This window comes from Brucella sp. NBRC 12950 (assembly GCF_030268145.1).
GTDB lineage: Bacteria > Pseudomonadota > Alphaproteobacteria > Rhizobiales > Rhizobiaceae > Brucella.
The window spans coordinates 342,621-368,250 of record NZ_BSQC01000004.1; the positions used below are offsets into that span (position 1 = coordinate 342,621).

A 25,630-nucleotide genomic window follows, 5' to 3' on the forward strand; every position below is an offset into this window, starting at 1 on the left:
ATCTGATGCCCTTAAGCTTTAAGCCGCTTGCGGCTCTGTCTGACGGGTGAGGAGTTTTTCACCGTCATGCCCCGTCACAATTCGTTCGATAATTTCGCCAGCGTTACCCTGATCAACAGCGGCCAGCGTAAAGCCTTCCGTGCGGGCAATGCCTTCCTTCTCGATCAACAGGCGCTGCACAGTGCCATTGAGAGAAGCGAGGTGTTTTTCATAAGCCCGGTCGCCAACGGCACGTAAACGCGCTGCGCGTTCCTTGACGATTTCGCGCCTGACCTGCGGCATACGTGCAGCCGGTGTGCCTTCGCGTGCGCTGTATGGGAAGACGTGCAGATGCGTCAGCCCGCATTCTTTGACGATCTTCATCGAGTTTGCAAACATCTCTTCAGTCTCGGTCGGGAAACCTGCAATGATGTCGGCACCGAACACGATGTCAGGGCGAAGTGCGCGTACATCTGCGCAGAATCGGATGGAATCATCACGCAGATGACGACGCTTCATGCGCTTCAAAATCATGTCGTCGCCTGCCTGAAGCGACAGATGCAGATGGGGCATCAGGCGCTTTTCGTTGGCGATTGCTTCCATCAGGTCTTCGTCGGCCTCGATGGAATCAATGGATGACAGGCGCAGGCGCTGCAAATCCGGCACCTGACTGAGGACGGTCTTCACCAGCTTGCCGAGACGCAGGCTTCCTGGCAGATCGGGACCGTAAGAGGTCATGTCCACGCCGGTCAGAACCACTTCGCGATAACCGTTATCGACGAGGCGTTTGACCTGATCGACCACGCCGCCCATCGGCACCGAGCGTGAATTGCCGCGACCATAAGGGATGATGCAGAAGGTGCAGCGATGATCACAGCCATTCTGCACCTGCACAAATGCGCGCGCGCGGCCTTCAATCGCATCGACCATATGGCTCGCGGTTTCGCGTACTTCCATAATGTCGTTGACGCGCACCTTTTCGAACTGGTTCACACCGAAGTCGGGCAACATGCGATAGGAGTTGGCCTTGAGCTTTTCCTCGTTGCCCAGAATGAGGTCGACTTCATCCATCGCCTCGAATTTGGCCGATTCCGTCTGCGCAGCACAACCGGTGACGATGATGCGGGCTTCCGGGTTGTCGCGGCGTGCCTTGCGGATGGCCTGACGTGCCTGACGCACGGCTTCTGCCGTAACGGCGCAGGTGTTGAAGATGATCGCACCATCTTTGAGTTCGCCAAGGCCAGCGCTATCCGCCTCGCGCTTCATCACCTCGGATTCATAGGTATTGAGGCGGCATCCGAAAGTTACGACTTCAACGGCCATCAGGCAGCACCTCTGCTCTGATTAGGGGCGTACTCCCATTCGCCGGTTGCGGGATCGAATGTGCCATCAAATTCCCATTCAGCGGGACCGGTCATCATGACGTGATCGTCGTCGCGCCATTCAATCTTGAGCGGGCCGCCGGGGACATTGACCGTGACATTGCGTTCGGTACGGCCAGTACGTGCGCCTGAGACGGCGGCAGCGCAGGCGGCAGAACCACATGCGAGGGTGAGGCCCGCACCACGTTCCCATGTCCGCAGGTTCATGCTGTTGCGCGATGTGACCTGAGCGATGGAAATATTGGCGCGTTCCGGGAAAATCGGATCATGTTCCAGTCCCGGCCCATATTGATCGAGCCCATAGGACCAGACATCGTTTTCGACCCAGAAGATCGCGTGCGGATTGCCCATGGATGCAATCGACGGCGCTTGCAGAACAGGCGCATCGGCAGGGCCAGCAGACAGATCAATGGCGCGGGTGTCGTCCACTTCATGGGTGAGGGGGATTTCCTTCCAGCCGAAATGCGGCTTGCCCATATCGACCGTAATCAGCCCGTCTTCGTGCTCATTGGCGGTCAGGATGCCAGCCAGTGTCTGGAAAGTGTAATCCTGTTTTCCGCTTTCATTAGAAAGCCACTGCACAACGCAGCGTGTGCCGTTGCCGCAAGCCTGAGCCTGTGTGCCGTCACAATTGATGATCTCAATATAATGATCGGTGCCGGGCGTTTTTGGATCATGGATCGCCATGATCTGGTCAAAGGAAGTTGCCTCTTCTCCGGCCAGACGGATGGCAGCAGTCGGAGCGATACGATCGCTGCGTCCGCGCATATCGGCAACAATGATTTTGTTGCCCAGTCCGTTCATCTTGGCGAAGATGGCCTTACTCATTGCTGGTTCCGGGTCCTGTCTATATCGGAAAGGCTCTGGATCGTGTTTCGTTCTGACTGGATCAGATCGGCGTTCCGAGCATTTGTTTTAACGCGCATCTTGTCCGAAAACCGTTTCACACTTTTCGGGATGCGCTCTATATGGCGGAAAAGCCCACAAATTGCCAGTACCGGCGCGTTATTGGCTCAAGCCCGGTCTGATTGCTGAATTTGTGGATCGATGTTTACCTAAAAACTGTGTCCTTCCTGCGCCATTTTGAAAATTTCTAAGCTATTTCAAGCCTTCTATGGATGCTTTTGCATAAATTCACGGTAGCTTGCTGTTGATTTTTTAACCATATCGCCATTTTATCGGTGCAATATTGTTTTTAGGTCGAGCTTTCAAACTCGACGGTGCGAGGGGCACTCCCCCGAATAGTCAGCCCCACGAACATGCCAGGACTTTTGGCGAAATTGGAGAACCAGATGGGAATTTCAAAAGCAAGTTTGCTCAGCATTGCTGCGGCGGGCGTCATTTTGGCCGGTTGCCAAAGCTCCCGAGTCGGAGGTTTTGACAACAATGCATCGCCACCGCCACCAGCACCGCTGCGTTCTGCTCCCGTCAGTTCCGTACAGTCTGGTAATCTGAACGCTCCTAACTCGTTTCCGACGGCGCCGACGACCGACATGTCGCAGCCAGCGGCCGGAACGCAGGTTGCAAGCCTGCCGCCCGAATCGGCACCTGATCTGACGCCGGGCACTGTCGCAGGCGTATGGAATGCATCGCTTGCCGGTCAGAATTGTAAGATCGCAACGCCACAGACAAAGTATGGTCAGGGCTATCGCGCTGGTCCGCTGCGCTGCCCGGGTGAACTCGGAAGCCTTGCTTCCTGGTCGGTCAGCGGCAAACAGCTTTCGCTCTATGATGCGAATGGCGGCACGGTCGCTACGCTTTATTCTTCCGGTCAGGGCCGATTCGACGGTCAGACCACGAGCGGTCAGGCAGTTTCGCTGTCGCGTTGATAAGCCTATTGAGTTAAAGACAGGCGGGGCAGTCGTGAGACGCTCCGCCTTTTTCGTAATTGAGCGGTGGGACAGGCAATCATGTCTTTCGATGGTAATTTGAAGGCGTTCCCCTCGGTTCGCGAGCATTATGACGCGCTGGTCAAGGCAGGGGAGGTCGAATCCGATCCCGCACAGCTTGAACTGACTGCACGCTATGACCGGCTGATCGAGGAAGTTTGCACCAAACGTCTTTCGCGCAAATCGAGTGCGCTGGGCTGGTTATTTGGCAAGCGCAAGGAAGTTGCCACCGTCAAAGGACTTTATGTTCATGGCGAAGTTGGTCGCGGCAAGACCATGCTGATGGATATGTTCTTCCAGCTTTTGCCGGTCGAACGCAAACGCCGTGCGCATTTCAATGATTTCATGGCTGACGCGCATGAGCGCATCAATGCGCATCGTCAGGCATTGAAGCGAGGCGAAACCAAGCAGGAAGATCCGATCCCGCCGGTGGCTGAAGCTTTGGCCGAACAGGCGTGGGTGCTTTGCTTCGACGAATTTACTGTGACCGACATTGCCGACGCGATGATCCTGTCGCGCCTGTTCAATGCATTGTTTGCGCGCGGCGTGGTGCTGATCGCGACATCCAACGTGGCACCTGACAATCTTTATCGCGACGGACTGAACCGTCAGCTGTTTTTGCCCTTTGTCGATATCCTCAAGCAGCATGTTGATGTGATCAATCTCGATTCACGCACCGATTACCGACTGGAAAAGCTCGACCGTCAGCCGGTTTATCTGACGCCGCTTGGTTCCGAGACGACCAAGCGCATGGATGCCGCCTGGACCGCGCATAAGGATGGTCGGCAAGAAAAGCCAGACGTGGTGCATATCAAGGGACGCGATATTCCCGTGCGTCATGCAGTGCCGGGGGCCGCGCGCTTCACCTTCGATGAACTGTGCGCCCAGCCGCTTGCAGCCAACGATTATATCGCTATCGTCACACGCTATCAGACGCTGTTTGTTGAGGATGTGCCGGTGCTCGATTATTCGCGACGCAATGAGGCCAAGCGCTTCATTCTGCTGATCGACGTGCTTTACGATCATCACGCGCGTTTGTTCATCTCTGCCGAAGCACAGCCTGAAAAGCTTTATCAAGCAAGCAAAGGCGTAGAAGCTTTTGAGTTTGACCGCACGGCTTCCCGCCTGTTTGAAATGCAGAGCGCGGAATATCTGGAAGCATTTGCAGAAAAATCAGCAGGCTGAGACGGTTCGCATTCCTCTGCTTTTGGGATGCGCTCCATCATCGAACTGCCACAGACTCGACTTATAGCATTTGAGGGCTATGTTGCTTTGGCAAGAGCTTGGGTTGAATGCGGTTGTTTGCTGATCGTGTTTCCTCCTGTAGACGTGAATGGCCTTTAAAAATGAATGACGGCCCGGCTGGCGTGTTCTGAGCAATGCGTAACAGCCGGACGATAAGACTCAGTTGCCTCCATTTTGCCAAAATATCTTACGTTTACGTAAGAACATATAAATCTAACCGATTGAAAACATTGGTCGCAAAATAATGAGTTGAGTTTTTTTGCAAAGAGTCCTATCGAACCCTCGCAGCGCAGACGCGTTTTCCGGGAGGAAACCGGATAGCTTCATGCGTTTCTGGATCAAACTTGAGGAAAGAAACAACATGGCACGCAACAAGATTGCCCTCATCGGCTCCGGTATGATTGGCGGCACGCTCGCTCATCTTGCTGGTCTGAAGGAACTCGGCGACGTCGTCCTTTTCGACATTGCGGAAGGTACTCCGCAGGGTAAGGGACTGGATATTGCAGAATCTTCACCGGTTGACGGTTTTGATGCGAAGTTCACCGGTGCAAACGACTATGCCGCAATCGAAGGCGCAGACGTTGTCATCGTAACCGCAGGCGTGCCGCGTAAGCCGGGCATGAGCCGCGACGATCTTCTGGGTATCAACCTGAAGGTCATGGAACAGGTCGGCGCAGGCATCAAGAAATATGCGCCTGAAGCTTTCGTCATCTGCATCACCAACCCGCTTGATGCGATGGTCTGGGCTTTGCAGAAGTTCTCCGGTCTGCCAGCACACAAGGTTGTCGGCATGGCTGGCGTTCTGGACAGCGCCCGTTTCCGCTACTTCCTGTCGGAGGAATTTAACGTGTCGGTCGAAGACGTCACTGCATTCGTGCTTGGTGGCCACGGCGACAGCATGGTTCCGCTCGCTCGTTACTCGACCGTTGCCGGTATCCCGCTTCCAGACCTCGTCAAGATGGGCTGGACCAGCCAGGAAAAGCTCGACAAGATCATTCAGCGCACCCGTGATGGCGGCGCAGAAATCGTCGGCCTGCTCAAGACCGGTTCTGCTTTCTATGCACCGGCTGCTTCTGCAATCCAGATGGCTGAATCCTACCTCAAGGACAAGAAGCGCGTTCTGCCAGTCGCAGCACAGCTTTCCGGTCAGTATGGCGTCAAGGACATGTATGTCGGCGTTCCAACTGTGATCGGTGCCAACGGCGTTGAACGTATTATCGAGATCGATCTCGATAAGGACGAAAAGGCCGAGTTCGAAAAGTCGGTCGCATCTGTTGCCGGTCTTTGCGAAGCTTGCGTCGGTATCGCTCCGTCACTGAAATAAGTTCCAGACAAGGCCGGATCGCTCTTGAGAGCAGCCCGGCCTTTTCCGGCTGTTAATCCGCAGAGGACAACCAGATGAATATTCACGAATATCAGGCCAAGCGCCTGCTTCACACTTTCGGCGCCCCAATCGCCAATGGTGTGGCTGTTTATTCCGTCGAACAGGCGGAAGAATGGGCAAAGACGCTTCCAGGCCCGCTTTATGTCGTCAAGAGCCAGATCCATGCTGGTGGACGCGGCAAGGGCAAGTTCAAGGAACTCGGTCCTGATGCAAAGGGCGGCGTTCGCCTTGCAAAGTCGATCGAAGAAGTTGTTTCCCATGCAAAGGAAATGCTCGGTAACACGCTCGTGACCAAGCAGACCGGTGAAGCTGGTAAGCAGGTCAACCGTCTTTACATCGAAGATGGTGCAGACATCGAGCGCGAGCTTTATCTCTCGATCCTCATCGACCGCACCGTTGGCCGTCCTGCTTTCGTCGTTTCGACCGAAGGCGGCATGGACATTGAAGCTGTTGCTGAAGAAACGCCAGAAAAGATCATCACCGTTGCTATCGATCCTGCCAAGGGCGTGACCGATGAAGACGCCAACAAGCTCGCCGATGCGTTAGAGCTTAAGGATGCAGCGCGTGAAGACGGCCTCAAGCTGTTCCCGATCCTCTACAAGGCATTCTCCGAAAAGGACATGAGCCTTCTGGAAATCAACCCGCTGATCGTCATGACCGATGGCCGCGTGCGCGTTCTCGATGCCAAGGTATCGTTCGACGGCAATGCACTGTTCCGTCATCCTGACATTCAGGAACTGCGCGATCTGTCGGAAGAAGACGAAAAGGAAATCGAAGCTTCCAAGCACGATCTCGCTTACGTCGCTCTTGATGGCAACATCGGCTGCATGGTCAACGGCGCAGGCCTTGCCATGGCAACCATGGACATCATCAAGCTCTACGGTGCTGAGCCAGCTAACTTCCTCGACGTTGGTGGCGGCGCTACCAAGGAGAAAGTCACGTCTGCGTTCAAGATCATCACCGCTGATCCGGCTGTTCAGGGCATTCTGGTCAACATCTTTGGCGGCATCATGAAGTGCGACGTTATCGCTGAAGGCGTTATCGCTGCGGTCAAGGAAGTCGGTCTCAAGGTTCCTTTGGTTGTCCGTCTTGAAGGCACCAATGTTGAGCTTGGCAAGAAGATCATCAACGAGAGCGGCCTGAATGTTATTTCGGCTGACGATCTCGACGATGCGGCGCAGAAAATCGTCGCTGCAGTGAAGGGAAACTAAGGCATGTCCATTCTCGTTAACAAGGACACCAAGGTTCTCGTACAGGGCCTGACCGGCAAGACCGGTACTTTCCACACCGAACAGGCGCTTGCTTATTACGGCACGCAGATGGTCGGCGGTATTCACCCGAAAAAGGGTGGCGAAACCTGGGAAGGCTCGAGGGGCGAAAAGCTTCCGATCTTCGCAACTGTTGCAGAAGCCAAGGAACGCACAGGTGCAGACGCATCGGTGATCTACGTTCCGCCAGCAGGTGCAGCAGATGCAATCATCGAAGCGATCGAAGCTGAAGTCGGCTTCATCGTCTGCATCACCGAAGGCATTCCAGTCATGGACATGGTTCGCGTCAAGGAGCGTCTGGAACGCTCGAAGTCGCGCCTGCTCGGACCAAACTGCCCAGGCATCCTGACCCCTGAAGAATGCAAGATCGGCATCATGCCGGGCAATATCTTCAAGAAGGGTTCGGTGGGTGTTGTTTCCCGCTCTGGCACACTTACCTATGAAGCAGTGTTCCAGACTTCGAACGAAGGCCTCGGCCAGACCACTGCTGTCGGTATCGGCGGCGATCCGGTCAAGGGCACCGAATTCATCGACGTGCTGGAAATGTTCCTGGCCGACGATGAAACCAAGTCGATCGTCATGATCGGTGAAATCGGTGGCTCCGCTGAAGAAGAAGCAGCGCAGTTCCTGAAGGACGAAGCAAAGCGCGGCCGCAAGAAGCCAATGGTTGGCTTCATCGCTGGCCGTACAGCTCCTGCCGGACGCACCATGGGCCATGCTGGCGCCGTGATCTCGGGCGGCAAGGGTGGCGCAGAAGACAAGATTGCAGCCATGGAATCGGCTGGCATTCGCGTGTCTCCTTCGCCAGCACAGCTCGGCAAGACGCTGGTTGAAGTCCTCAAGGGCTGAGACTACGTAGCTGATTGAAATGAACCGGCAGTGGCGAAAGCTGCTGCCGGGGCAAGCGCATCCCGAAAAGTGTGAAGCGGTTTTCGGACAAGATGCGCGCAAAAATACCGGGGCGGCCGGTTTAAGGGAATGTCAGGCTTTGGCCATCATTCTTCCGCAAGAATTGAATTTGCGATCGAGTTATGCCGGGGTCTGTTGTGGTTCCTCCCCGGCGGCGTGAGGGATGAAGGTCAAAAGCTTCCGGCCCGCGCATGATGAGCTACTACAAGGAGACGGAGCGGAGGCTCCGGATTAGGTTATGGCAAGGCAAGAACAAGCCAACGACGTTTTCGCCCTTACCTCTTTCCTCTATGGCGGCAATGCCGACTATATCGAGGAGCTGTATGCCAAGTACGAGGATGATCCCACTTCGGTTGATCAGGAATGGCGCGATTTCTTCGCACAGCTGAAAGACAATGCCGACGATGTGCGTAAGAACGCACAGGGCGCAAGCTGGACTCGCAAGAACTGGCCAATTCAGGCCAATGGCGAGTTAATCTCGGCACTCGACGGCAATTGGGCCGAAGTCGAAAAGCATGTGACCGACAAGCTCAAGGGCAAGTCTGCAAAAGGTGATGCCAAGTCCGCTTCTGCTGCCGCACTGACTTCGGAAGAGATTGCACAGGCTGCACGCGACAGCGTTCGCGCCATCATGATGATCCGCGCATTCCGTATGCGTGGCCATCTTCATGCCAATCTCGATCCGCTTGGCCTTGCTGAAAAGCCAAACGATTTTAGCGAACTTGATCCGGCAACCTATGGCTTCACGCCTGCCGATTACGATCGCAAGATCTTCATCGATAACGTTCTCGGTCTTGAATACGCGACTGTTCCGCAGATGCTTGAAATTCTCAAGCGCACCTATTGCGGCAATATCGGCGTAGAATTCATGCACATCTCTGATCCGGTCGAAAAGGCCTGGATTCAGGAACGCATCGAAGGTCCGGACAAAGGCTATGCTTTCACTGCTGAAGGCAAGAAGGCCATTCTGTCGAAGCTGATCGAAGCTGAAGGTTTCGAACAGTTCATCGACGTGAAGTACAAGGGCACCAAGCGTTTCGGTCTTGATGGCGGTGAATCGCTGATCCCGGCGCTGGAGCAGATCGTCAAGCGTGGCGGTCAAATGGGCCTCAAGGAAGTCGTGCTCGGCATGGCACACCGCGGTCGTCTGAACGTGCTTTCCCAGGTTATGGGCAAGCCGCATCGCGCAATCTTCCACGAGTTCAAGGGCGGTTCCTATGCGCCTGACGATGTGGAAGGTTCGGGCGACGTGAAGTACCATCTTGGTGCATCGTCGGACCGCGAGTTCGATGGCAACAAGGTTCACCTTTCGCTAACTGCAAACCCGTCACATCTTGAAATCGTCAACCCGGTTGTCATGGGCAAGGCACGCGCCAAGCAGGACCTGCTTGTTGGCCGTACCCGCGACGACATGGTGCCGCTGACGGAACGCGCCAAGGTTCTGCCGCTGCTTCTGCACGGCGATGCCGCTTTCGCAGGTCAGGGTGTTGTTGCCGAGTGTCTCGGTCTTTCGGGTCTGAAAGGCCACCGCGTTGGCGGTACTCTGCACTTCATCATCAACAACCAGATCGGCTTCACCACCAATCCGGCCTTCTCGCGTTCTTCGCCTTATCCATCGGATGTGGCAAAGATGGTTGAAGCGCCTGTTTTCCACGTCAATGGTGACGATCCGGAAGCTGTTGTCTTCGCAGCCAAGGTTGCGATGGAATTCCGCATGACCTTCCATAAGCCGGTGGTCATCGACATGTTCTGCTACCGCCGCTTCGGCCACAATGAAGGTGATGAGCCTTCATTCACCCAGCCGTTGATGTATAAGGAAATCCGCGCGCACAAGACAACTGTTCAGCTTTACAGCGACAAGCTGATTGCTGAAGGTCTTCTCGCTCAGGCTGACATCGACAAGATGAAGGCTGAATGGCGCGAAAAGCTTGAACAGGAATTTGAAGCCGGTCAGAGCTACAAGCCGAACAAGGCTGACTGGCTGGACGGTGCCTGGGCTGGCCTGCGCACGGCAGACAATGCCGACGAACAGCGCCGTGGCAAAACCGGTGTTCCGATCAAGACGCTGAAAGAAATCGGCAAGAAGCTCGTTGAAGTGCCAAAGGAATTCAATGTTCATCGCACCATTCAGCGCTTCCTCGACAACCGCGCCAAGATGATCGAAACCGGTGAAGGCCTCGATTGGGCAACGGCTGAATCGCTGGCATTCGGTTCGCTGGTTTCCGAAGGCAGCCCGATCCGTCTGTCCGGTCAGGACGTGGAGCGCGGCACCTTCTCGCAGCGTCACACGGTCCTCTATGATCAGGAAACCCAGAACCGCTATATCCCTCTGAACAACATTCAGAAGGGTCAGGCGATCTACGAAGCCATCAACTCGATGCTTTCGGAAGAAGCGGTACTTGGCTACGAATACGGTTATTCGCTGTCCGATCCGCGCGCTCTGGTTCTCTGGGAAGCCCAGTTCGGTGACTTCGCCAACGGTGCTCAGGTCGTCTTCGATCAGTTCATCTCGTCTGGTGAACGCAAGTGGCTGCGTATGTCGGGTCTCGTCTGCCTTCTGCCGCATGGCTTTGAAGGTCAGGGTCCTGAACATTCCTCGGCTCGTCTGGAACGCTGGTTGCAGATGTGTGCGGAAGACAACATGCAGGTCGCAAACGTCACGACGCCGGCTAACTACTTCCACATTCTGCGCCGTCAAATGAAGCGTGACTTCCGTAAGCCGCTCATCATGATGACGCCGAAGTCGCTGCTGCGCCATAAGCGTGCTGTTTCGAGCCTCAACGAACTGTCGGGCGATTCATCGTTCCACCGTCTGCTTTGGGATGACGCACAGTACAACAAGGGCGATGGTATCAAGCTTCAGAAGGATGCCAAGATCCGCCGCGTCGTTCTGTGCTCGGGTAAGGTCTATTACGATCTTTACGAAGAGCGCGAAAAGCGTGGCATCGACGATGTCTACCTGCTGCGCGTGGAACAGCTTTATCCGTTCCCTGCCAAGGCGCTCATCAACGAGTTGTCGCGCTTCCGTCATGCGGAAATCGTCTGGTGTCAGGAAGAACCGAAGAACATGGGTGCGTGGTCGTTCATCGATCCGTATCTCGAATGGGTTCTCGCTCACATCGACGCCAAGCATCAGCGCGTTCGTTACACCGGTCGTCCGGCTGCGGCATCGCCTGCAACCGGCCTGATGTCGAAGCACCTTGCACAGCTCGAGGCTTTCCTCGAGGATGCGCTGGGAAACTAATTTAATTTTCAGCGGGGAGCGGTTTGGAAAAGCTGCTTCCAGCTTGAATTGAAATCAAATCTAAAGATCGAAGATCAACGGAAGAAGAAACCATGGCTACCGAAATTCGCGTTCCCACGCTTGGGGAGTCCGTTACTGAGGCAACCATCGGAAAGTGGTTCAAGAAGGTCGGCGATGCTATCGCTGTCGATGAACCTCTGGTGGAACTGGAAACCGACAAGGTAACAGTGGAAGTTCCAGCTGCGGCTGCGGGCGTACTGGCCGAAATCGTGGCACAGGAAGGCGACACGGTTGAAGTGAACGCACTGCTCGGCCAGATTTCTGGCGCAGGTGCTGCGACCGCTCCTAAGAAGGAAGAAGCCAAGCCAGCAGCAGCTGCTGCTCCGGCTGCGGCAGCTCCTGTTGCGTCGACATCGTCGGGTCCGGCAATGCAGCCTGCGCCTGCTGCCTCCAAGCTTCTTTCTGAAAACGGCCTTTCCGCTGATCAGGTTGAAGGTTCGGGCAAGCGCGGTCAGGTTCTCAAGGGTGACGTTCTCGACGCAATTGCTAAGGGTGTTTCGGCTGCTCCAGCCGCTCAGGCTCCTGCTGCCGCTGCACGTCCTGCTTCGTCGGCTGACGATGCACCACGCGAAGAACGCGTGAAGATGACCCGTCTGCGCCAGACCATTGCCAAGCGCCTCAAGGACGCCCAGAATACCGCTGCGATGCTGACGACTTACAACGAAGTCGACATGTCTGCGGTGATGGAACTGCGTTCGCGTTACAAGGACATCTTCGAGAAGAAGCATGGCGTCAAGCTCGGCTTCATGGGCTTCTTCACGAAGGCCGTGACCCATGCGCTGAAGGAAATCCCGGCTGTTAACGCCGAGATCGACGGCACTGACATCATCTACAAGAACTTTGCTCACGTCGGCATGGCTGTCGGCACCGACAAGGGCCTTGTTGTTCCTGTCATCCGCGATGCCGATCAGCGTTCGATCGCTGGCGTTGAAAAGGAACTGGGTCGTCTTGCAAAAGCTGCACGCGACGGTTCGCTCTCGATGGCTGATATGCAGGGCGGCACCTTCACCATCACCAATGGTGGTGTGTACGGCTCGCTGATGTCTTCGCCGATCCTCAACTCGCCGCAGTCGGGTATTCTCGGCATGCACAAGATCCAGGATCGTCCGGTTGTCGTCGGCGGTCAGATCGTCATCCGTCCGATGATGTATCTGGCTCTCAGCTATGATCACCGCATTGTTGACGGCAAGGAAGCAGTGACCTTCCTCGTTCGCGTCAAGGAAAGCCTGGAAGATCCAGAGCGTCTGGTTCTTGACCTGTAAGGAATAGAGCTATGGAGCCGGGTATCTTTTCCGCGTCGCCTTTTCTCCCGCTGATCGGCTGGAGTGTGGTTCTGCTGGTGGTTCATATCCTCCTGCAGGGCTGGACGGCGACGAAGGAACTCGGCTCCCAATGGAATGCGGGTCCGCGTGATGAAGGGCGTAAGCCCTCCGGCCATCTGGCTGGTCGCGCGGAACGTGCTTCCGCCAATTTCCGCGAGACCTACCCCGCATTTATAGCACTTGCACTTGCACTTGTGTTCAAGGGCGATGCAGCAGGTTTCGGACTTTATGGTGCTTGGGTCTGGTTTGCCTGCCGCATCATCTATGTGCCACTTTATCTGGCGGGTATTCCTTATATCCGCTCGCTCGTCTGGATCGGTTCGCTGGCCGGGCTTGCACTCATGTTTTTCAATCTGGTTTTTTGACGGTTGCCTGCATCCCTGAGATGCGGGGCGAGGAAAAGTGATGCATCCCTATCTGTTTGAACTTGCATCCCTGATGGCGATCTTCGTCTTTGCCATCGTTTCGCCGGGCGCTGATCTCGCCATGGTTATCCGCCAGTCACTGATGCAGGGGCGTCGCGAGGCAATCATTACCAGCTTTGGTATTGGCGCGGCCTTCATGATGCATGTCACCTATACGGTGCTTGGTCTTGGGCTGATCATTTCCCAGTCGATCTATCTCTTCAATATCGTGAAATGGTGCGGTGTGGCCTATCTGGTCTATATCGGCATCAAGGCACTGCGTGCTGGTACGACGAAGATCGATATCGATATGAGCGCACAGGACCAGCAGCGCAAGCAGAGCGCGCTCAAGGCTTTCAGTCTGGGCTTTGCCGCCAATGCGCTTAACCCCAAGGCCGTATTCTTCTTCCTTTCGATTTTCTCGACGGTTGTGAGCCTTCATACTCCGACTGAAGTGAAGCTTGGCTATGGCGTGGTGATGGCCACGGCATTGATTTCATGGTTTATCGGTGTCAGCCTTTTTATGACGACGCCAAAGATGCGCGCGGTTTTTTCGCGCGCCTCCAAATGGATCGACAGAACAAGTGGTGTGGTTTTCATTGCACTTGGTCTGAAACTTGCCATTGCAAAAGCACAGTAACAGAGCGAAAGCGCAGTAATCACTGCCGGGAATACGAGGAGAACCGACAGATGCATGACGTTAAGAAGCTCTTCAAAGTGGTGGCGGCATCAGCTCTTGCCGTGACGGTTTTCTCAAGCGCCGTTCAGGCCGCCTGTACGCAGAACCGTGCAGTCTATCGCGATCAGGGCGATGCATACACGCTGACTTTCCATGCCGTGCAGTCCAATGCGCTCAAGATGACCCCGGCACCGACCAATGAATTCACGATTACCGCTGATGACAAGCCGGAGTTCAAACTCTCAGGTCTCGTCATTTGGCCGGAAGAAGGGGTTGCACGCCCCTATGCGCTCATTACCTATAACTGCAAGAATGGGGGCACCGAACCGGAAGACCTCGATGATTGCAGCCTCTGGCAGAGCGTTGTCTATGCGCTGAAGGAAGGCGCGGAAGCGGATGTGCTGCCAAAGGCCGATGAGCCGGCCGCGCAGGCAATTCTGTTTCCCGATCTGGCAACAGCGCTTGACGGATATGATTTTGGCGCAGCGAAACCAGAAAAGGCGCTTCAATTTGAAAGCTTCCGTTTCAAGTCGTGCTCGCCTGAAGAAGAATGATCGGATCGCCGATCTTATAAAAGTTTAATGGCCATTGCTGGTCATTCTGGATCAGACTGAAGAAGGATAGTTCAATGTCTTATGATGTGGTTGTCATTGGTACCGGCCCCGGCGGTTATGTAGCCGCAATCAAGGCCGCACAGCTTGGCCTTTCGGTGGCCGTAGTCGAAAAGCGCAAGACCTTTGGCGGCACCTGTCTCAATGTTGGCTGCATTCCTTCCAAGGCGCTGCTTCATGCGTCTGAAGTGTTTGCCGAAGCCGGTCACTCGTTCGATACGCTGGGCGTTGAAATCAGCAAGCCAAAGCTCAATCTCGAAAAGATGCTGGCTCACAAGGACGCGACCGTTAAGTCGAACACGTCTGGCGTTGAGTTCCTGTTCAAGAAGAACAAGATCACGCCTTACATCGGCACCGGCAAGATCGTCGCCAAGGGCAAGGTTTCCGTGACTGCCGAAGACGGTAGCGTTCAGGAAATCGAAGGTAAGAACATCATCATCGCAACTGGTTCTGATGTTGCCGGCATTCCGGGCGTCAAGGTCGACATCGACGAGAAGGTCATCGTGTCGTCAACCGGTGCGATTGCTTTCGACAAGGTGCCGGGTCATCTGGTTGTTGTTGGCGGTGGTGTGATTGGTCTGGAGCTTGGTTCCGTCTGGGCACGTCTTGGCGCAAAAGTGACCGTTGTTGAATATCTCGACAAGGTTCTGGGTGCGATGGACGGCGAAGTATCCAAGCAGTTCCAGCGTCTTCTCGAAAAGCAGGGCATTGCCTTCAAGCTGAGCGCAAAGGTTACTGGTGTTGAAAAGGCTGGAAAGGGCGCGAAAGTGACTTTTGAGCCGGTCAAGGGTGGCGATGCTGAAACCATTGATGCCGATGCGGTTTTGATTTCGACGGGTCGTCGTCCATACACGGATGGTCTTGGTCTGCAGGAAGCTGGCGTGAATGTCGATGACCGCGGTCGCGTTGCAATCGATGGTCACTGGCGCACCAATGTCGAAGGCATCTATGCCATCGGTGACGTGGTTCAGGGCCCGATGCTCGCACACAAGGCCGAAGATGAAGGCATTGCCGTTGCTGAAATCATCGCTGGTCAGGCAGGACACGTAAACTTCGACGTCATTCCAAGCGTTGTTTACACGCAGCCGGAAGTAGCCTCCGTCGGCAAGACCGAAGAAGAGCTGAAAGCCGCTGGAATTGAATACAAGATCGGCAAGTTCCCGTTCACTGCAAACGGTCGCGCACGCGCCATGCTGCACACAGACGGCTTTGTGAAGATCCTCGCCGACAAGGCAACGGATCGCGTTCTGGGCGCTCATATCCTCGGCTACAATGCCGGTGAAATGATCCATGAGCTGGCCGTACTGATGGAATTCGGTGGTTCTTCCGAAGATCTTGCACGCACCTGCCACGCGCATCCAACCATGTCGGAAGCGGTTCGCGAATCTGCCTTGGCAACCTTTGCCAAGCCAATTCACATGTAATCGTGGTCACACGTAATTTCCGGGTTTATCCGGATGCAGAAAGGCCCGCGAAAGCGGGCCTTTTTCATAGGGTTAGTTCTGTGCCGGTGGTGTTGCAGGCGGTGCTGCTGGTGGCGTTGTTGTTTCGCCCTGTGCTGCTGGCGGTGGTGGCGGTGCAGCCGTATCTGTGGAGCCGCCGCCTCGATAGAAGAAATAGCCCAGGATCAGAATTGCAGCGATCAGGATGACCGCAAGCAAAATACCGCTGCTGCCTCGGGGTTGTGGCGGTCTGGCAACCGGGTCGGCCATTGGATCAGCGTGACGCGGATTGTTTAGTGGATCGTTGCGTGGATCGAGTGGGTCAACCATTTGCTCTCCTCCAGTTGGTTGCAACCATTGGAAAGTCTAACGCGAGCAGGCCGGGATGGTTCCACTTCTGGACATGCGCTTACATTGCTGTGAGCCTATAGCCCTGCGCACGCAGCAGTTCTACCAGTCCTTCCTCTCCGGGCAGATGCAGGGCACCGACGGCGATAAAGGCGTTACCATTGGCAAGGACGGGGGCCGCGCGTTGCGCCATGATGTGGTTACGGTCTGTAAGCAAGACTTTCTGGAAAAGATCGTAGTCTTCCTTGGACAGACTGTCGGGCACGATTTTCCGCAATGCGGGCATGATCATGCCGATTTCACCCTGAAGATAGAGTGCAATCGTGGTTTCCATGGCGTCTTCGATATTGTCGCCATATTGGGCAGCGGAAATCAGGTTGCGGATATGGAAATCAAGCGGAAGCCGGTTCATCGCCTCAAGCTGCTCAACTGCACTTTCAAGACCGATGACGGTTCGGCCTTGATCCTGCGCTTCCGTAATCAGATAGCCGTCGAGGAAGTCTGCCCCTTCCAGCTTTCTTTGCCGTTCGCATTTGGGCAGGGCCAACAGGCTGGTGATGATCCACGGCTTCATCTTGCCGACGGCACCCAGAATGATACCGCGCGCTTCCAACTTCTTGTCGATCTCTTTAAGCCGATCCTTGGGCAGATGCGATTGCAACGTTGAGCCATCGGTAAACTGGATCAGTTCGGGATGTTCAACTTTAACCCGCAGAAAGGCTTTCTGATCGACAATGTCGGTTGCTTCGACCACAATCTTGTCAGCGTCGTCATAGGCTTTGGTCACAGCGTCGGGCAGGGCCATTACGCGCGGATCACTCAGATGGATGGTCCCGAACAGATAAGACGGTTCGAGGCCGTCTTTCTCGATTTTCCAGAAGATACCCTTATGATTAGGCATTTCTGCCGCTTCTGCCTGAAGCTCGGACCAGAGCTTGGGGTCCTTTTTGTCCAGACCATCAATCAGATTGACCCCATGCGGGGAGCAGGCGGCGTCAGTGCTTTGCGCACGCGCATTGGCTGAACTGACGATGAGGGCACAGGCAAAAAGGAAGAACAGCTTTTTCATGAAGTGAATATAGGATGGTTAGGGTTGGATGACACCCCTGATTAAGCGCGAGGATGCGCTTTGTCGTAAACATCAAGAAGCCGAGCCGTATCGACGCCGGTATAGACCTGCGTGGTCGAGAGGCTCGCGTGGCCAAGCAGTTCCTGAATTGTGCGCAGATCACCGCCGCGGCCAAGCAGATGCGTGGCAAAGGAATGGCGAAGTGCGTGCGGGGTGGCAGTGTCGGGAAGGCCGAGACCGGCGCGTAATTTCTGCATTTCGCGCTGGATGATGGCAGCGTGAAGTTCTCCGCCCTTGGCGCCTCTGAACAAAGGTTTGTCGGCAGAGAGATCAAATGGGCACAACGCGCGATACTGGGCGACAGCGCGATGCACAGCTGGCAGCAGCGGGACCATACGGGATTTGCCGCCCTTACCGGTGATTGTGATCGAAAGCACAGATGCGTCGTTTAACGCATCGCCTGCAAGGCCGAGTGCTTCTGAAATGCGAAGGCCGCAACCATAAAGCAGTGTGAGAACGGCAGCATTGCGCGCTGCGATCCATGGCTCCTCCGCCATCTGGCCATCGGCAGCGACGACGCGACGGGCATCTTCTGCCGTTAACGGCTTTGGCAGCGATTTTGGCTGGCGCGGCGCACGCATGGCACTCGCGCCTGCGGCATTGACCAGTCCAAGCTTTTCCAGATGCCGCAGCAGTGAGCGAATGCCAGCAAGTCCGCGTCCGAGTGTGCGAGCACCGGCCCCGTCATTCCGGCGGTTGGCCAGATATGAACGCAAATCAGCGACGCGCAGATTTCCGATGTCCTTGATCGAAGGTGGTTCGCCGAGATGGCCGGTCAAAAATTGCAGGAACTGGCGGGTATCACGCTCATAGGCTTCAACAGTGTTTTCCGACAGACGGCGCATGTCTTTGAGCGATTTCAGCCATTCCTCGCGCGCTGCCGCAAGATCGGCGCGGGCAGGGATAAGGAATTCGGCTTTGCTTGTCATGGTCGGGATTCGCTGTTTGAGTTGCGGTTATTACAGTCTGACAGTGATAGGTTGCCGGGCAGTAAAGAAGCCGCTTTTCGTTTTTCTTGGCGTTTTTACAGGAAATTGGGTAAGCGATTAGAAATTGTATCTAATCACGGAATTATTCATGCCGCGTCCAGAAAACCCAATCCAGCTTGCCGTTATCGGAGCCGCCCATGGCATACGTGGCGAAGTCAGGGTCAAGACATTTACCGACGATCCGCTAGCAGTTGCTGATTACGGCCAGCTCTATGATACGCAGGGTAAGGCTTATGAAGTGCTGGAAGCCCGCTCTGCGAAGAATGTGATTGTTGTACGCTTCAAGGGCATCAATGATCGCAATGCTGCCGAAGCGCTGAACGGTACCGAGCTTTTCATCGACCGTTCGCAGCTGCCTGATGACGAGCTTGATGAAGACGAATTCTTTCAAACCGATCTGATTGGCCTTGAAGCGCTTGATGCTGACGGCAAATCTTACGGGGTTGTGAGTGCTGTTTTCGATTTCGGTGGTGGCGACCTGATCGAGCTGAGCCTCAAGGGCAAGCGTCCGATGCTGATCCCGTTTACCGAAGCTGCAGTTCCTGAGATCGATTTTGAGGCAGGCACAATTCGGGTTGAGCCTTATGCGGCCGGACTTATCGCGGATGATGACGACAATCCGTTAAATGAGCGCGGCAAGCCACAGAACGATGAGAAGAATGAACAGAAGCGACCAAAGAAGCCATGAGTGAACAGTCTGATACGGATAAGGTTGTGCCGGGTTTTCATGCCTCGGTGCTGACGCTTTATCCCGAGATGTTTCCTGGTCCTTTGGGCGTCTCGCTTGCGGGCAAGGCACTCGCAGAAAACACATGGTCGCTCGATACAGTGCAGATTCGTGACTTTGCCGAAGGCAAGCATCGCATGGTGGATGACACGCCATCGGGCGGCGGCGCAGGCATGGTGATGAAGCCGGATGTGGTGGCACGGGCACTCGATTCGGTGGCTGATGATCGCCCGATGCTGCTGATGAGCCCACGCGGCGCGCCGCTCACACAAAAGCGCGTGCGCGAGCTTGCTGACGGTCCGGGTGCTATTATTCTTTGTGGCCGTTTTGAAGGCGTCGATGAACGGGTGATCGAAGGACGCGCGCTCGAAGAGATTTCCATCGGCGATTATATCTTATCGGGTGGCGAGACTGCGGCTATCGTTCTGCTGGATGCGATTGTGCGGCTTCTGCCGGGCGTGATGGGTAATCGGGAATCCGGCGAAACAGAAAGCTTCGAAACCGGGCTTCTGGAACATCCGCATTATACCCGCCCGCAGGTATGGGAAGACCGTTCGATCCCTGAAATTCTCACCTCCGGCAATCATGGTGCGATTGATAAATGGCGTCATGCTGAGGCGGAACGCATCACAAAGCAACGGCGCCCTGATCTTTGGGAAGCGTATCGTGAGGGCAAACGCAAATGAACCTGATCCAGCGGCTCGAAAGTCTTTCCCTCGCGCTGCTGGCGCTGGGTGCATATTGGGTGAGCGGTGCAAGCTGGTGGCTTTTTGCGATTCTCATCCTTGCGCCTGACCTGTCGTTCTTTGCCTATCTCAAAGGTCCGCGTACCGGCGCTGTTGTCTATAACATCGCGCATAGCTGGATTGGTGTTGTGCTTGTGGCGGTGCTCGGCTGGGCCATGAGCTGGCCGCTTTGCTTTGCGGTTGCGCTCATCTGGGCGGTTCATATCGGCGTTGATCGCGCGCTTGGCTTTGGCTTGAAGTATGGAACCGGTTTTCAGGATACGCATCTTGGGCGGATTGGCGGGAAATAGCGATTTCGCAGCGCTGATATTGATTCATTTGCAGCAATGGTGTATTGCCGCGCCAGTTCGGGAAAACCCGACATCTTTAAACCAATAGATGGTGTACCGCTCCTGCCTGATTTTTCGGGCATACCCACAAGGCCTTAAGTGCTTGGTGGCAAGTGCAGAGCGCTCTGACTGTTTGAGAAGAATTCGTAAAGGAGTCAGATGATGACCGACATTATTCGTCAGCTTGAAGCCGAACAGGCAGCAAAGATCGAAGAAAAGCGCAAGCTTCCAGATTTCCAGCCAGGTGATACCGTTCGCGTTCAGGTTCGCGTTACCGAAGGTACGCGTACCCGCGTTCAGGCCTATGAAGGCGTCTGCATCGCCCGCTCCGGCGCTGGCATCAACGAAAACTTCACCGTTCGCAAGATTTCTTACGGCGAAGGCGTAGAGCGCGTATTCCCAGTTTACTCGCCAATCGTTGAAGGCGTTGAACTCGTTCGCCGCGGTAAGGTCCGTCGCGCGAAGCTTTACTACCTTCGTGGCCTCACCGGTAAGGCTGCACGTATTGCTGAGAAGAAAGACAACCGCACCAAGGCAGAACGCGAAGCCGATAAGGCCGCTGCTGCTAAGGCAGAAGCTGCAAAGACTGCTGCTGAATAAGCGCCTCTCTGCAAGAATCTGAAAAAGGCGGTCTTTAGACCGCCTTTTTTATTTGCAAAAGCCAAAAGGCTGCGTAACATATCGCATAATTTCGCCAACATTGCGCAAGATTGTTACTGCGACACCCTGTTGCGGTTTGTGTTTCTTGACGAAATGAAGCGGCGGGTGCATATGACAGCCTAATTAAGAACCGTTCAAAGGAACCTCGCAATGAGCGCGCCGCGTACACTTTATGACAAGATCTGGGACGACCATGTAGTGGATCAGCAGGACGATGGTACCTGCCTCCTTTATATTGATCGCCATCTTGTGCACGAAGTGACAAGCCCGCAGGCTTTTGAAGGTCTGCGTATGGCAGGTCGTCAGGTGCGTCATCCTGAAAAGACGCTGGCTGTTGTCGATCACAACGTTCCAACGTCGAAAGACCGCGTGAACGGCATCAAGAACGAAGAAAGCCGCATTCAGGTTGAGGCTCTGGCCAAAAACGCTGCTGACTTCAACGTTGAATATTACTCCGAGCGTGACCGCCGTCAGGGCGTTGTGCACATTGTTGGTCCGGAACAGGGCTTCACGCTGCCGGGCATGACGATTGTTTGCGGCGACAGCCACACGTCGACTCACGGGGCTTTCGGCTCGCTGGCGCATGGTATTGGTACGTCGGAAGTCGAGCATGTGCTTGCGACTCAGACGCTGATCCAGAAGAAAGCCAAGAACATGCTGGTGCGTGTTGAAGGTGAACTGGCCTCGGGCGTCACTGCCAAGGACATCACGCTCGCCATCATCGGCGAAATCGGCACCGCAGGTGGTACCGGCTATGTAATCGAATATGCAGGCAGCGCCATTCGCTCGCTGTCGATGGAAGGTCGCATGACCGTCTGCAATATGTCGATTGAAGGCGGCGCACGCGCTGGTCTGATCGCACCGGACGAAACAACCTTCGCTTATGTGCAGGGTAAGCCGCGCGCACCGAAGGGCGAAGCGCTGGAACAGGCTATCGGCTACTGGAAGACGCTGCATTCTGATGAAGGCGCGCATTTCGACAAGATCGTTGAGCTGGACGCTGCCAAGATTTCGCCGGTTGTATCCTGGGGCTCGTCGCCTGAAGACGTCGTCTTCGTCACGGACATCGTCCCTAACCCGGACGAGATTAAAGACGAAACCAAGCGTGCATCCAAGTGGCGTGCGCTCGATTATATGGGCCTGAAGCCAGGCACCAAGATGACCGACATCAAGATTGATCGCGTGTTCATCGGCTCATGCACCAACGGTCGTATCGAAGATCTTCGTGACGCTGCCCGTATGGCCGCTGGCAAGAAGGTTGCTAATGGCGTTAACGCGATGATCGTTCCGGGTTCGGGGCTTGTGAAGGAGCAGGCGGAAGCTGAAGGCCTCGACAAGATTTTCATCGAAGCAGGTTTTGACTGGCGCGAGCCGGGCTGCTCGATGTGCCTTGCTATGAACGACGACCGCCTGAAGCCGGGTGAACGTTGCGCTTCGACCTCGAACCGCAACTTCGAAGGCCGTCAGGGCTTCAAGGGCCGCACGCATCTTGTGTCGCCTGCCATGGCAGCGGCTGCAGCCATCGCCGGTCACTTCGTCGATATTCGCGACTGGAACTAAGCTATTTCGTGAGCAAGTTTTAAAAAGCCGCCGGAGTGATCCGGCGGCTTTTGTCATATGTGCGAGAGGCTCATCGCAGACCGGTTTGTTTACTAAATTAGCTGCTTTTTCATGCTTTGGATGTATAAGGGCTATAAGGTGAAAATCATTCTTCTGTTTCGCTGAAAACGGCGGAATTTGCGGGGCTTAGAATTGGGGAATGCGGGCCGCATTGGCTTCGCAGGCAGGGGCCGGAAAGCACGGATGGACGGAGCAGAGTTTATACTGCTGATCAATATGACCGTTTCCGGTCTGTTTGCGTTTACCTTTCTGGGTATCGCGGCTTTTGCACGCGATAACACAGCGGCGCCGATTTTCGCATTGGGCTTCGTTTTCGCGATGCTCTACTTTTTGACAGAACTGCTGATCCCCTCGATACCAAGTGCCAAGCTTGGTTACATGCTGGGTTTTGCCACCTATTTCATGACGCTTGCCTGTCTGGTAATCGGCCTTGCGCGGATGTATTCGTCACCCGTTCCATGGTTTCCATTGGGGTTGCTGCTCGTCGGTTCGCTGTCGCTGGTCTATGGCATTTACGACATTGCGCGCAGCGAAATGCTGGGTCGCATTCTTTATCAGTCGCCTTACTTCCTCACATTGATGCTGGCTGTCTGGGTCATCATGCGAGGGCGATTGAGTGCTCGCGCTAAAAGCCGTCCATTCGGTCGGTCGTGGGGTACGCTTGATGGGCTGATGGCAGGTTTGTTTACGATCAGTGCCATTCATTTTCTTATCAAGCCCGTACTGGCTTCGCTGGTTGGCGGCGTGGGTGTTGATCCTGACGACTATGTCAGAACAGATTATGCGTTGCTGGTTCAGTCGATTGGTGCCGGTCTTTCGGTAGCGGCAGGACTTCTCTTGCTGCTCTGCCTGATGGGTGAGCTGATTTCCGATGTGACGCTTCGCTCGGAAACGGATCAGCTTTCCGGTCTCCTCAATCGCCGTGGTTTTGAATTCAGAGCCGAGGCTGCAATCGAAAAATCCAAGCGGATGCGGCAGGCTCTTTCGCTGATCGTCTGCGATATTGATTATTTCAAATTGATCAACGACACGCACGGTCATGCTCTCGGTGATCGCGTGATTGCAGCTTTTGCTGATGAACTTCGCAGGTCGGCGGCGTCCAAGGGCGGTATTGCTGCGCGAATGGGTGGTGAGGAGTTTGCCGTGCTGCTTCCCGGACACACGATCCAGTCGGCATGGCGCTTTGCAGAGCGGGCGCGATTGGCCTGTGCCGATATCACGCTGCCCGGCGCTTCAGGGGATGTGGCATTTGCGGTCAGCTTCGGGGTCACGGAAATGGAGTTCGACGACTTCTTTTCCGATGTCTACAAGCGGGCAGACGGAGCGCTTTACGAGGCCAAGAAGAATGGTCGAAATTGCGTTCGCACGGCTTTGCCGATGATGCTGGACGACAATGTCGTGGAGTTCCGGGGAACCGGCAATGGTCGCAAGCTGATCTGATTTCGCAAGCAATGCGCTTTACCTTTGGGCGGGCTCTTGTCTACACCCAGCTCTCGTCTACAATTGAGATGTTTCCGATTTCTGGAAATATGTTTGAGGGAAAGATTGCTCATGACCACAGATCATGCCGTCGATATTGCGCTTCTTCACCTGCGAGATGCCCATGAGTTCTCGGCACTGCTCGCAAGCTACGCGCAGGCATTGAAGCGTGGCGCGCCGCGTCGTCCGGATGAATTCTATGCCGAGCATCTCCTGCAGGATCGCGCTACCGAGATACTGGGTGCGCGTGTTGATGGCAATCTGGTCGGCTTCGTGATCTTCTACGATCTTCCGGAGCCGGTCTCAGGTCTGCGCGCCGGTCAGGTTGACCATATTTATGTACACCACGATCATCGCGGCAAAGGCATCGCAAAGGCGCTGATTGATCTGCTTGCTGATAAGGCAGAAGAACGCAGCTGGTCCAAGCTTGTCCTTAATGCGCCCCGTGTACCGGAGGATGGTCGCAAGCTCTACGAGCAGATTGCAGCTGCTGCCGACTGGTCCAGTTACGTGATTCGCTTCGGGAACTAGGCTTATCCGCAAAAGTGGATGAAATTACACATGTTTTTCGAGATTTCGGACTTCAATCGTTTAAAATCCGAAATCACGCGAATGTGTCGTCGAGGTGCGACCAATTGTTAGTCTTTTCGTGAAAAAGCTTCTTTGACGTGGTGGTAAAAGCGCAGTAGAAAGCGCCACATAGGGTCGTGTAGCACGATCCAGCCACATTTTCTGGGTCGTGCCGGCGCAGGATCGAAAATTCCGTTTCCTGCGTTGTGAGCGACATCGAACTCGGTTTTACAGCATCGGCCCAAAAATCGTTTCTGATTTTTGGAAAGCACGATGCGTAGATTCAAGAAGTTGGAGCGTCCTTTGTACGTCTATCCGGACGCACGACGATCCAAATGAACCGGCCATTCATTTCATTGTGCCAGCAAGAGCTGGGCAAGATGAAATGGGTAGAAACGTCAGGGAAGCCCACGAGAGCCATGACACAACCGACCGCTACGCGTCAGCGTCCTTTGTCGCCGCATTTGTCGATCTATCGACCAAAGATCACGATGACGATGTCCATCATCCATCGTATCACCGGCGGCGCACTTTATTTCGGAACCCTTCTTCTCGCCGCATGGCTGATTGCCGCTGCAATCGGCGAAGATGCGTTCAACATGGTGAGCTGGGTCTATAGTTCATGGATCGGCTATCTGGTTCTGTTCGGCTATACCTGGGCGCTTCTGCACCATCTGGCCGGCGGCGTACGCCATTTCATCTGGGACATGGGTGCCGGACTTGAAAAGCACACGGCCAGCAAAATTGCCTGGCTGACGCTGGCCTTCTCGCTGCCTGCAACGATCCTTGTCTGGGTTGTTGCTTTCGCAGTGCGCTGAAAGGAGTTCTGACATGAACGATATGCGTACACCTCTCGGCAAGGTTCGCGGTCTGGGCTCGGCCAAAGAAGGCACCGGCCATTTCTGGTTTCAGCGTATGAGTGCTGTGGCACTCGTCCCGCTGGTTCTGTTTTTCATCGGTCTGGTTATTTCGCTTCATGGCGCAAGCTATGCGGAAGTGAAATCCGTTCTGGCGCATCCGTTCACCGCTCTGGTGATGGCGCTGTTCGTGCTGACCGGCGTTTACCACATGCGTCTTGGCATGCAGGTTATTATTGAAGATTACATTCACGGCGAAGGCCTGAAGGTCCTGCTCGTCATGCTCAACACCTTCTTCACGGTTGTTGTTGGCGTGGCTTGCGTCTATGCGATCCTCAAGCTGAGCTTCGGAGGTTGA

General features: G+C 55.0%; 25 protein-coding genes. 20 read left to right on the plus strand and 5 right to left on the minus strand.

The genetic code is table 11. The annotated features are described in order from the left end of the window. Positions 1–18 precede the first annotated feature (18 nt). Both mtaB and dapF read right to left on the minus strand, forming a co-directional pair. Positions 19–1,302, minus strand: a complete 1,284-nt coding sequence (gene mtaB, locus QSJ70_RS09015) for a tRNA (N(6)-L-threonylcarbamoyladenosine(37)-C(2))-methylthiotransferase MtaB (RefSeq protein WP_285535836.1) — start codon at positions 1,300–1,302, stop codon at positions 19–21. Beyond that, positions 1,302–2,189: a diaminopimelate epimerase gene (gene dapF / locus QSJ70_RS09020; protein ID WP_285535838.1), complete on the minus strand. Its 888-nt coding sequence runs from the start codon at positions 2,187–2,189 to the stop codon at positions 1,302–1,304. Before dapF ends, mtaB begins: the two co-directional genes overlap by 1 nt. Positions 2,190–2,653: 464 nt before the next feature. Here dapF and QSJ70_RS09025 point away from each other — a divergent pair, with 464 nt between their 5' ends. The 11 genes from QSJ70_RS09025 (at position 2,654) to lpdA (ending at position 15,800) form a co-directional block, all read left to right on the plus strand. Beyond that, on the plus strand, positions 2,654–3,190 hold the full coding sequence (locus tag QSJ70_RS09025) for a protease inhibitor Inh/omp19 family protein (protein ID WP_007872234.1): 537 nt from the start codon (positions 2,654–2,656) through the stop codon (positions 3,188–3,190). Positions 3,191–3,271: 81 nt separating this feature from the next. Continuing rightward, on the plus strand, positions 3,272–4,435 hold the full coding sequence (gene zapE, locus QSJ70_RS09030; RefSeq protein WP_285535841.1) for a cell division protein ZapE: 1,164 nt from the start codon (positions 3,272–3,274) through the stop codon (positions 4,433–4,435). Positions 4,436–4,856: 421 nt separating this feature from the next. Beyond that, positions 4,857–5,819 (plus strand): malate dehydrogenase, encoded by a 963-nt coding sequence (mdh, locus tag QSJ70_RS09035; RefSeq protein WP_007872232.1) that lies wholly within the window; start codon positions 4,857–4,859, stop codon positions 5,817–5,819. Between the two features lie 74 nt (positions 5,820–5,893). After that, a complete protein-coding gene (gene sucC / locus QSJ70_RS09040) occupies positions 5,894–7,090 on the plus strand; it encodes an ADP-forming succinate--CoA ligase subunit beta (RefSeq protein ID WP_007872231.1) in 1,197 nt (398 codons plus the stop codon). 3 nt (positions 7,091–7,093) lie between these two features. Beyond that, complete coding sequence (gene sucD, locus QSJ70_RS09045; RefSeq protein ID WP_100558457.1) at positions 7,094–7,996, plus strand: succinate--CoA ligase subunit alpha; 903 nt, start codon at positions 7,094–7,096, stop codon at positions 7,994–7,996. A gap of 298 nt (positions 7,997–8,294) precedes the next feature. Further along, on the plus strand, positions 8,295–11,300 hold the full coding sequence (locus tag QSJ70_RS09050; RefSeq protein ID WP_285535847.1) for a 2-oxoglutarate dehydrogenase E1 component: 3,006 nt from the start codon (positions 8,295–8,297) through the stop codon (positions 11,298–11,300). 92 nt (positions 11,301–11,392) lie between these two features. Then, positions 11,393–12,622 carry a 2-oxoglutarate dehydrogenase complex dihydrolipoyllysine-residue succinyltransferase gene (gene odhB / locus QSJ70_RS09055; RefSeq protein ID WP_285535849.1) on the plus strand — a complete coding sequence of 410 codons (1,230 nt, stop codon included), beginning with the start codon at positions 11,393–11,395 and terminating at the stop codon, positions 12,620–12,622. An 11-nt stretch (positions 12,623–12,633) separates the two neighbouring features. Beyond that, positions 12,634–13,047 (plus strand): MAPEG family protein, encoded by a 414-nt coding sequence (locus QSJ70_RS09060; RefSeq protein WP_007872214.1) that lies wholly within the window; start codon positions 12,634–12,636, stop codon positions 13,045–13,047. A 40-nt stretch (positions 13,048–13,087) separates the two neighbouring features. Then, complete coding sequence (locus QSJ70_RS09065) at positions 13,088–13,726, plus strand: LysE family translocator (RefSeq protein WP_007872212.1); 639 nt, start codon at positions 13,088–13,090, stop codon at positions 13,724–13,726. Positions 13,727–13,776: 50 nt separating this feature from the next. After that, positions 13,777–14,319 (plus strand): hypothetical protein, encoded by a 543-nt coding sequence (locus QSJ70_RS09070; protein WP_007872210.1) that lies wholly within the window; start codon positions 13,777–13,779, stop codon positions 14,317–14,319. 74 nt (positions 14,320–14,393) lie between these two features. Further along, positions 14,394–15,800, plus strand: a complete 1,407-nt coding sequence (gene lpdA / locus QSJ70_RS09075) for a dihydrolipoyl dehydrogenase (protein ID WP_105519021.1) — start codon at positions 14,394–14,396, stop codon at positions 15,798–15,800. A 72-nt stretch (positions 15,801–15,872) separates the two neighbouring features. On the opposite strand, the gene QSJ70_RS09080 is transcribed toward lpdA, so the two are convergent. The 3 genes from QSJ70_RS09080 to QSJ70_RS09090 form a co-directional block, all read right to left on the minus strand. Continuing rightward, positions 15,873–16,148, minus strand: coding sequence for a hypothetical protein (locus tag QSJ70_RS09080; RefSeq protein ID WP_007872205.1), 276 nt, complete (start codon positions 16,146–16,148; stop codon positions 15,873–15,875). Between the two features lie 79 nt (positions 16,149–16,227). Next, positions 16,228–17,235 carry a TraB/GumN family protein gene (locus QSJ70_RS09085; protein ID WP_285535856.1) on the minus strand — a complete coding sequence of 336 codons (1,008 nt, stop codon included), beginning with the start codon at positions 17,233–17,235 and terminating at the stop codon, positions 16,228–16,230. 41 nt (positions 17,236–17,276) lie between these two features. Next, complete coding sequence (locus tag QSJ70_RS09090; protein ID WP_007872200.1) at positions 17,277–18,224, minus strand: tyrosine recombinase XerC; 948 nt, start codon at positions 18,222–18,224, stop codon at positions 17,277–17,279. A 148-nt stretch (positions 18,225–18,372) separates the two neighbouring features. On the opposite strand from QSJ70_RS09090, the gene rimM reads away from it, so the two are divergent. The 9 genes from rimM (at position 18,373) to sdhD (ending at position 25,630) form a co-directional block, all read left to right on the plus strand. Further along, positions 18,373–18,972: a ribosome maturation factor RimM gene (gene rimM, locus QSJ70_RS09095; RefSeq protein WP_285535858.1), complete on the plus strand. Its 600-nt coding sequence runs from the start codon at positions 18,373–18,375 to the stop codon at positions 18,970–18,972. After that, a complete protein-coding gene (trmD, locus tag QSJ70_RS09100) occupies positions 18,969–19,697 on the plus strand; it encodes a tRNA (guanosine(37)-N1)-methyltransferase TrmD (RefSeq protein ID WP_105519017.1) in 729 nt (242 codons plus the stop codon). The genes rimM and trmD overlap by 4 nt, the downstream gene beginning before the upstream one ends. Then, a complete protein-coding gene (locus tag QSJ70_RS09105) occupies positions 19,694–20,047 on the plus strand; it encodes a DUF4260 domain-containing protein (RefSeq protein WP_007872192.1) in 354 nt (117 codons plus the stop codon). Before trmD ends, QSJ70_RS09105 begins: the two co-directional genes overlap by 4 nt. Positions 20,048–20,248: 201 nt before the next feature. Beyond that, positions 20,249–20,686, plus strand: coding sequence for a 50S ribosomal protein L19 (gene rplS / locus QSJ70_RS09110; protein WP_215776639.1), 438 nt, complete (start codon positions 20,249–20,251; stop codon positions 20,684–20,686). A 210-nt stretch (positions 20,687–20,896) separates the two neighbouring features. Further along, on the plus strand, positions 20,897–22,306 hold the full coding sequence (gene leuC, locus QSJ70_RS09115; protein ID WP_007872185.1) for a 3-isopropylmalate dehydratase large subunit: 1,410 nt from the start codon (positions 20,897–20,899) through the stop codon (positions 22,304–22,306). A gap of 243 nt (positions 22,307–22,549) precedes the next feature. Continuing rightward, positions 22,550–23,806: a GGDEF domain-containing protein gene (locus QSJ70_RS09120; RefSeq protein ID WP_112807153.1), complete on the plus strand. Its 1,257-nt coding sequence runs from the start codon at positions 22,550–22,552 to the stop codon at positions 23,804–23,806. A 111-nt stretch (positions 23,807–23,917) separates the two neighbouring features. Continuing rightward, positions 23,918–24,376, plus strand: a complete 459-nt coding sequence (locus tag QSJ70_RS09125; protein WP_007872181.1) for a GNAT family N-acetyltransferase — start codon at positions 23,918–23,920, stop codon at positions 24,374–24,376. A gap of 458 nt (positions 24,377–24,834) precedes the next feature. Continuing rightward, complete coding sequence (sdhC, locus tag QSJ70_RS09130; protein WP_079212418.1) at positions 24,835–25,233, plus strand: succinate dehydrogenase, cytochrome b556 subunit; 399 nt, start codon at positions 24,835–24,837, stop codon at positions 25,231–25,233. A gap of 13 nt (positions 25,234–25,246) precedes the next feature. Beyond that, positions 25,247–25,630 carry a succinate dehydrogenase, hydrophobic membrane anchor protein gene (sdhD, locus tag QSJ70_RS09135; RefSeq protein ID WP_064322173.1) on the plus strand — a complete coding sequence of 128 codons (384 nt, stop codon included), beginning with the start codon at positions 25,247–25,249 and terminating at the stop codon, positions 25,628–25,630.

What these genes read in the sequence shown, in the direction of transcription:
- mtaB (WP_285535836.1), bottom strand. Translation starts at nt 1,302, where the DNA reads ATGGCCGTTGAAGTCGTAACTTTCGGATGCCGCCTCAATACCTATGAA.
- dapF (WP_285535838.1), bottom strand. Translation starts at nt 2,189, where the DNA reads ATGAGTAAGGCCATCTTCGCCAAGATGAACGGACTGGGCAACAAAATC.
- QSJ70_RS09025 (WP_007872234.1), top strand. Translation starts at nt 2,654, where the DNA reads ATGGGAATTTCAAAAGCAAGTTTGCTCAGCATTGCTGCGGCGGGCGTC.
- zapE (WP_285535841.1), top strand. Translation starts at nt 3,272, where the DNA reads ATGTCTTTCGATGGTAATTTGAAGGCGTTCCCCTCGGTTCGCGAGCAT.
- mdh (WP_007872232.1), top strand. Translation starts at nt 4,857, where the DNA reads ATGGCACGCAACAAGATTGCCCTCATCGGCTCCGGTATGATTGGCGGC.
- sucC (WP_007872231.1), top strand. Translation starts at nt 5,894, where the DNA reads ATGAATATTCACGAATATCAGGCCAAGCGCCTGCTTCACACTTTCGGC.
- sucD (WP_100558457.1), top strand. Translation starts at nt 7,094, where the DNA reads ATGTCCATTCTCGTTAACAAGGACACCAAGGTTCTCGTACAGGGCCTG.
- QSJ70_RS09050 (WP_285535847.1), top strand. Translation starts at nt 8,295, where the DNA reads ATGGCAAGGCAAGAACAAGCCAACGACGTTTTCGCCCTTACCTCTTTC.
- odhB (WP_285535849.1), top strand. Translation starts at nt 11,393, where the DNA reads ATGGCTACCGAAATTCGCGTTCCCACGCTTGGGGAGTCCGTTACTGAG.
- QSJ70_RS09060 (WP_007872214.1), top strand. Translation starts at nt 12,634, where the DNA reads ATGGAGCCGGGTATCTTTTCCGCGTCGCCTTTTCTCCCGCTGATCGGC.
- QSJ70_RS09065 (WP_007872212.1), top strand. Translation starts at nt 13,088, where the DNA reads ATGCATCCCTATCTGTTTGAACTTGCATCCCTGATGGCGATCTTCGTC.
- QSJ70_RS09070 (WP_007872210.1), top strand. Translation starts at nt 13,777, where the DNA reads ATGCATGACGTTAAGAAGCTCTTCAAAGTGGTGGCGGCATCAGCTCTT.
- lpdA (WP_105519021.1), top strand. Translation starts at nt 14,394, where the DNA reads ATGTCTTATGATGTGGTTGTCATTGGTACCGGCCCCGGCGGTTATGTA.
- QSJ70_RS09080 (WP_007872205.1), bottom strand. Translation starts at nt 16,148, where the DNA reads ATGGTTGACCCACTCGATCCACGCAACGATCCACTAAACAATCCGCGT.
- QSJ70_RS09085 (WP_285535856.1), bottom strand. Translation starts at nt 17,235, where the DNA reads ATGAAAAAGCTGTTCTTCCTTTTTGCCTGTGCCCTCATCGTCAGTTCA.
- QSJ70_RS09090 (WP_007872200.1), bottom strand. Translation starts at nt 18,224, where the DNA reads ATGACAAGCAAAGCCGAATTCCTTATCCCTGCCCGCGCCGATCTTGCG.
- rimM (WP_285535858.1), top strand. Translation starts at nt 18,373, where the DNA reads ATGCCGCGTCCAGAAAACCCAATCCAGCTTGCCGTTATCGGAGCCGCC.
- trmD (WP_105519017.1), top strand. Translation starts at nt 18,969, where the DNA reads ATGAGTGAACAGTCTGATACGGATAAGGTTGTGCCGGGTTTTCATGCC.
- QSJ70_RS09105 (WP_007872192.1), top strand. Translation starts at nt 19,694, where the DNA reads ATGAACCTGATCCAGCGGCTCGAAAGTCTTTCCCTCGCGCTGCTGGCG.
- rplS (WP_215776639.1), top strand. Translation starts at nt 20,249, where the DNA reads ATGACCGACATTATTCGTCAGCTTGAAGCCGAACAGGCAGCAAAGATC.
- leuC (WP_007872185.1), top strand. Translation starts at nt 20,897, where the DNA reads ATGAGCGCGCCGCGTACACTTTATGACAAGATCTGGGACGACCATGTA.
- QSJ70_RS09120 (WP_112807153.1), top strand. Translation starts at nt 22,550, where the DNA reads ATGGACGGAGCAGAGTTTATACTGCTGATCAATATGACCGTTTCCGGT.
- QSJ70_RS09125 (WP_007872181.1), top strand. Translation starts at nt 23,918, where the DNA reads ATGACCACAGATCATGCCGTCGATATTGCGCTTCTTCACCTGCGAGAT.
- sdhC (WP_079212418.1), top strand. Translation starts at nt 24,835, where the DNA reads ATGACACAACCGACCGCTACGCGTCAGCGTCCTTTGTCGCCGCATTTG.
- sdhD (WP_064322173.1), top strand. Translation starts at nt 25,247, where the DNA reads ATGAACGATATGCGTACACCTCTCGGCAAGGTTCGCGGTCTGGGCTCG.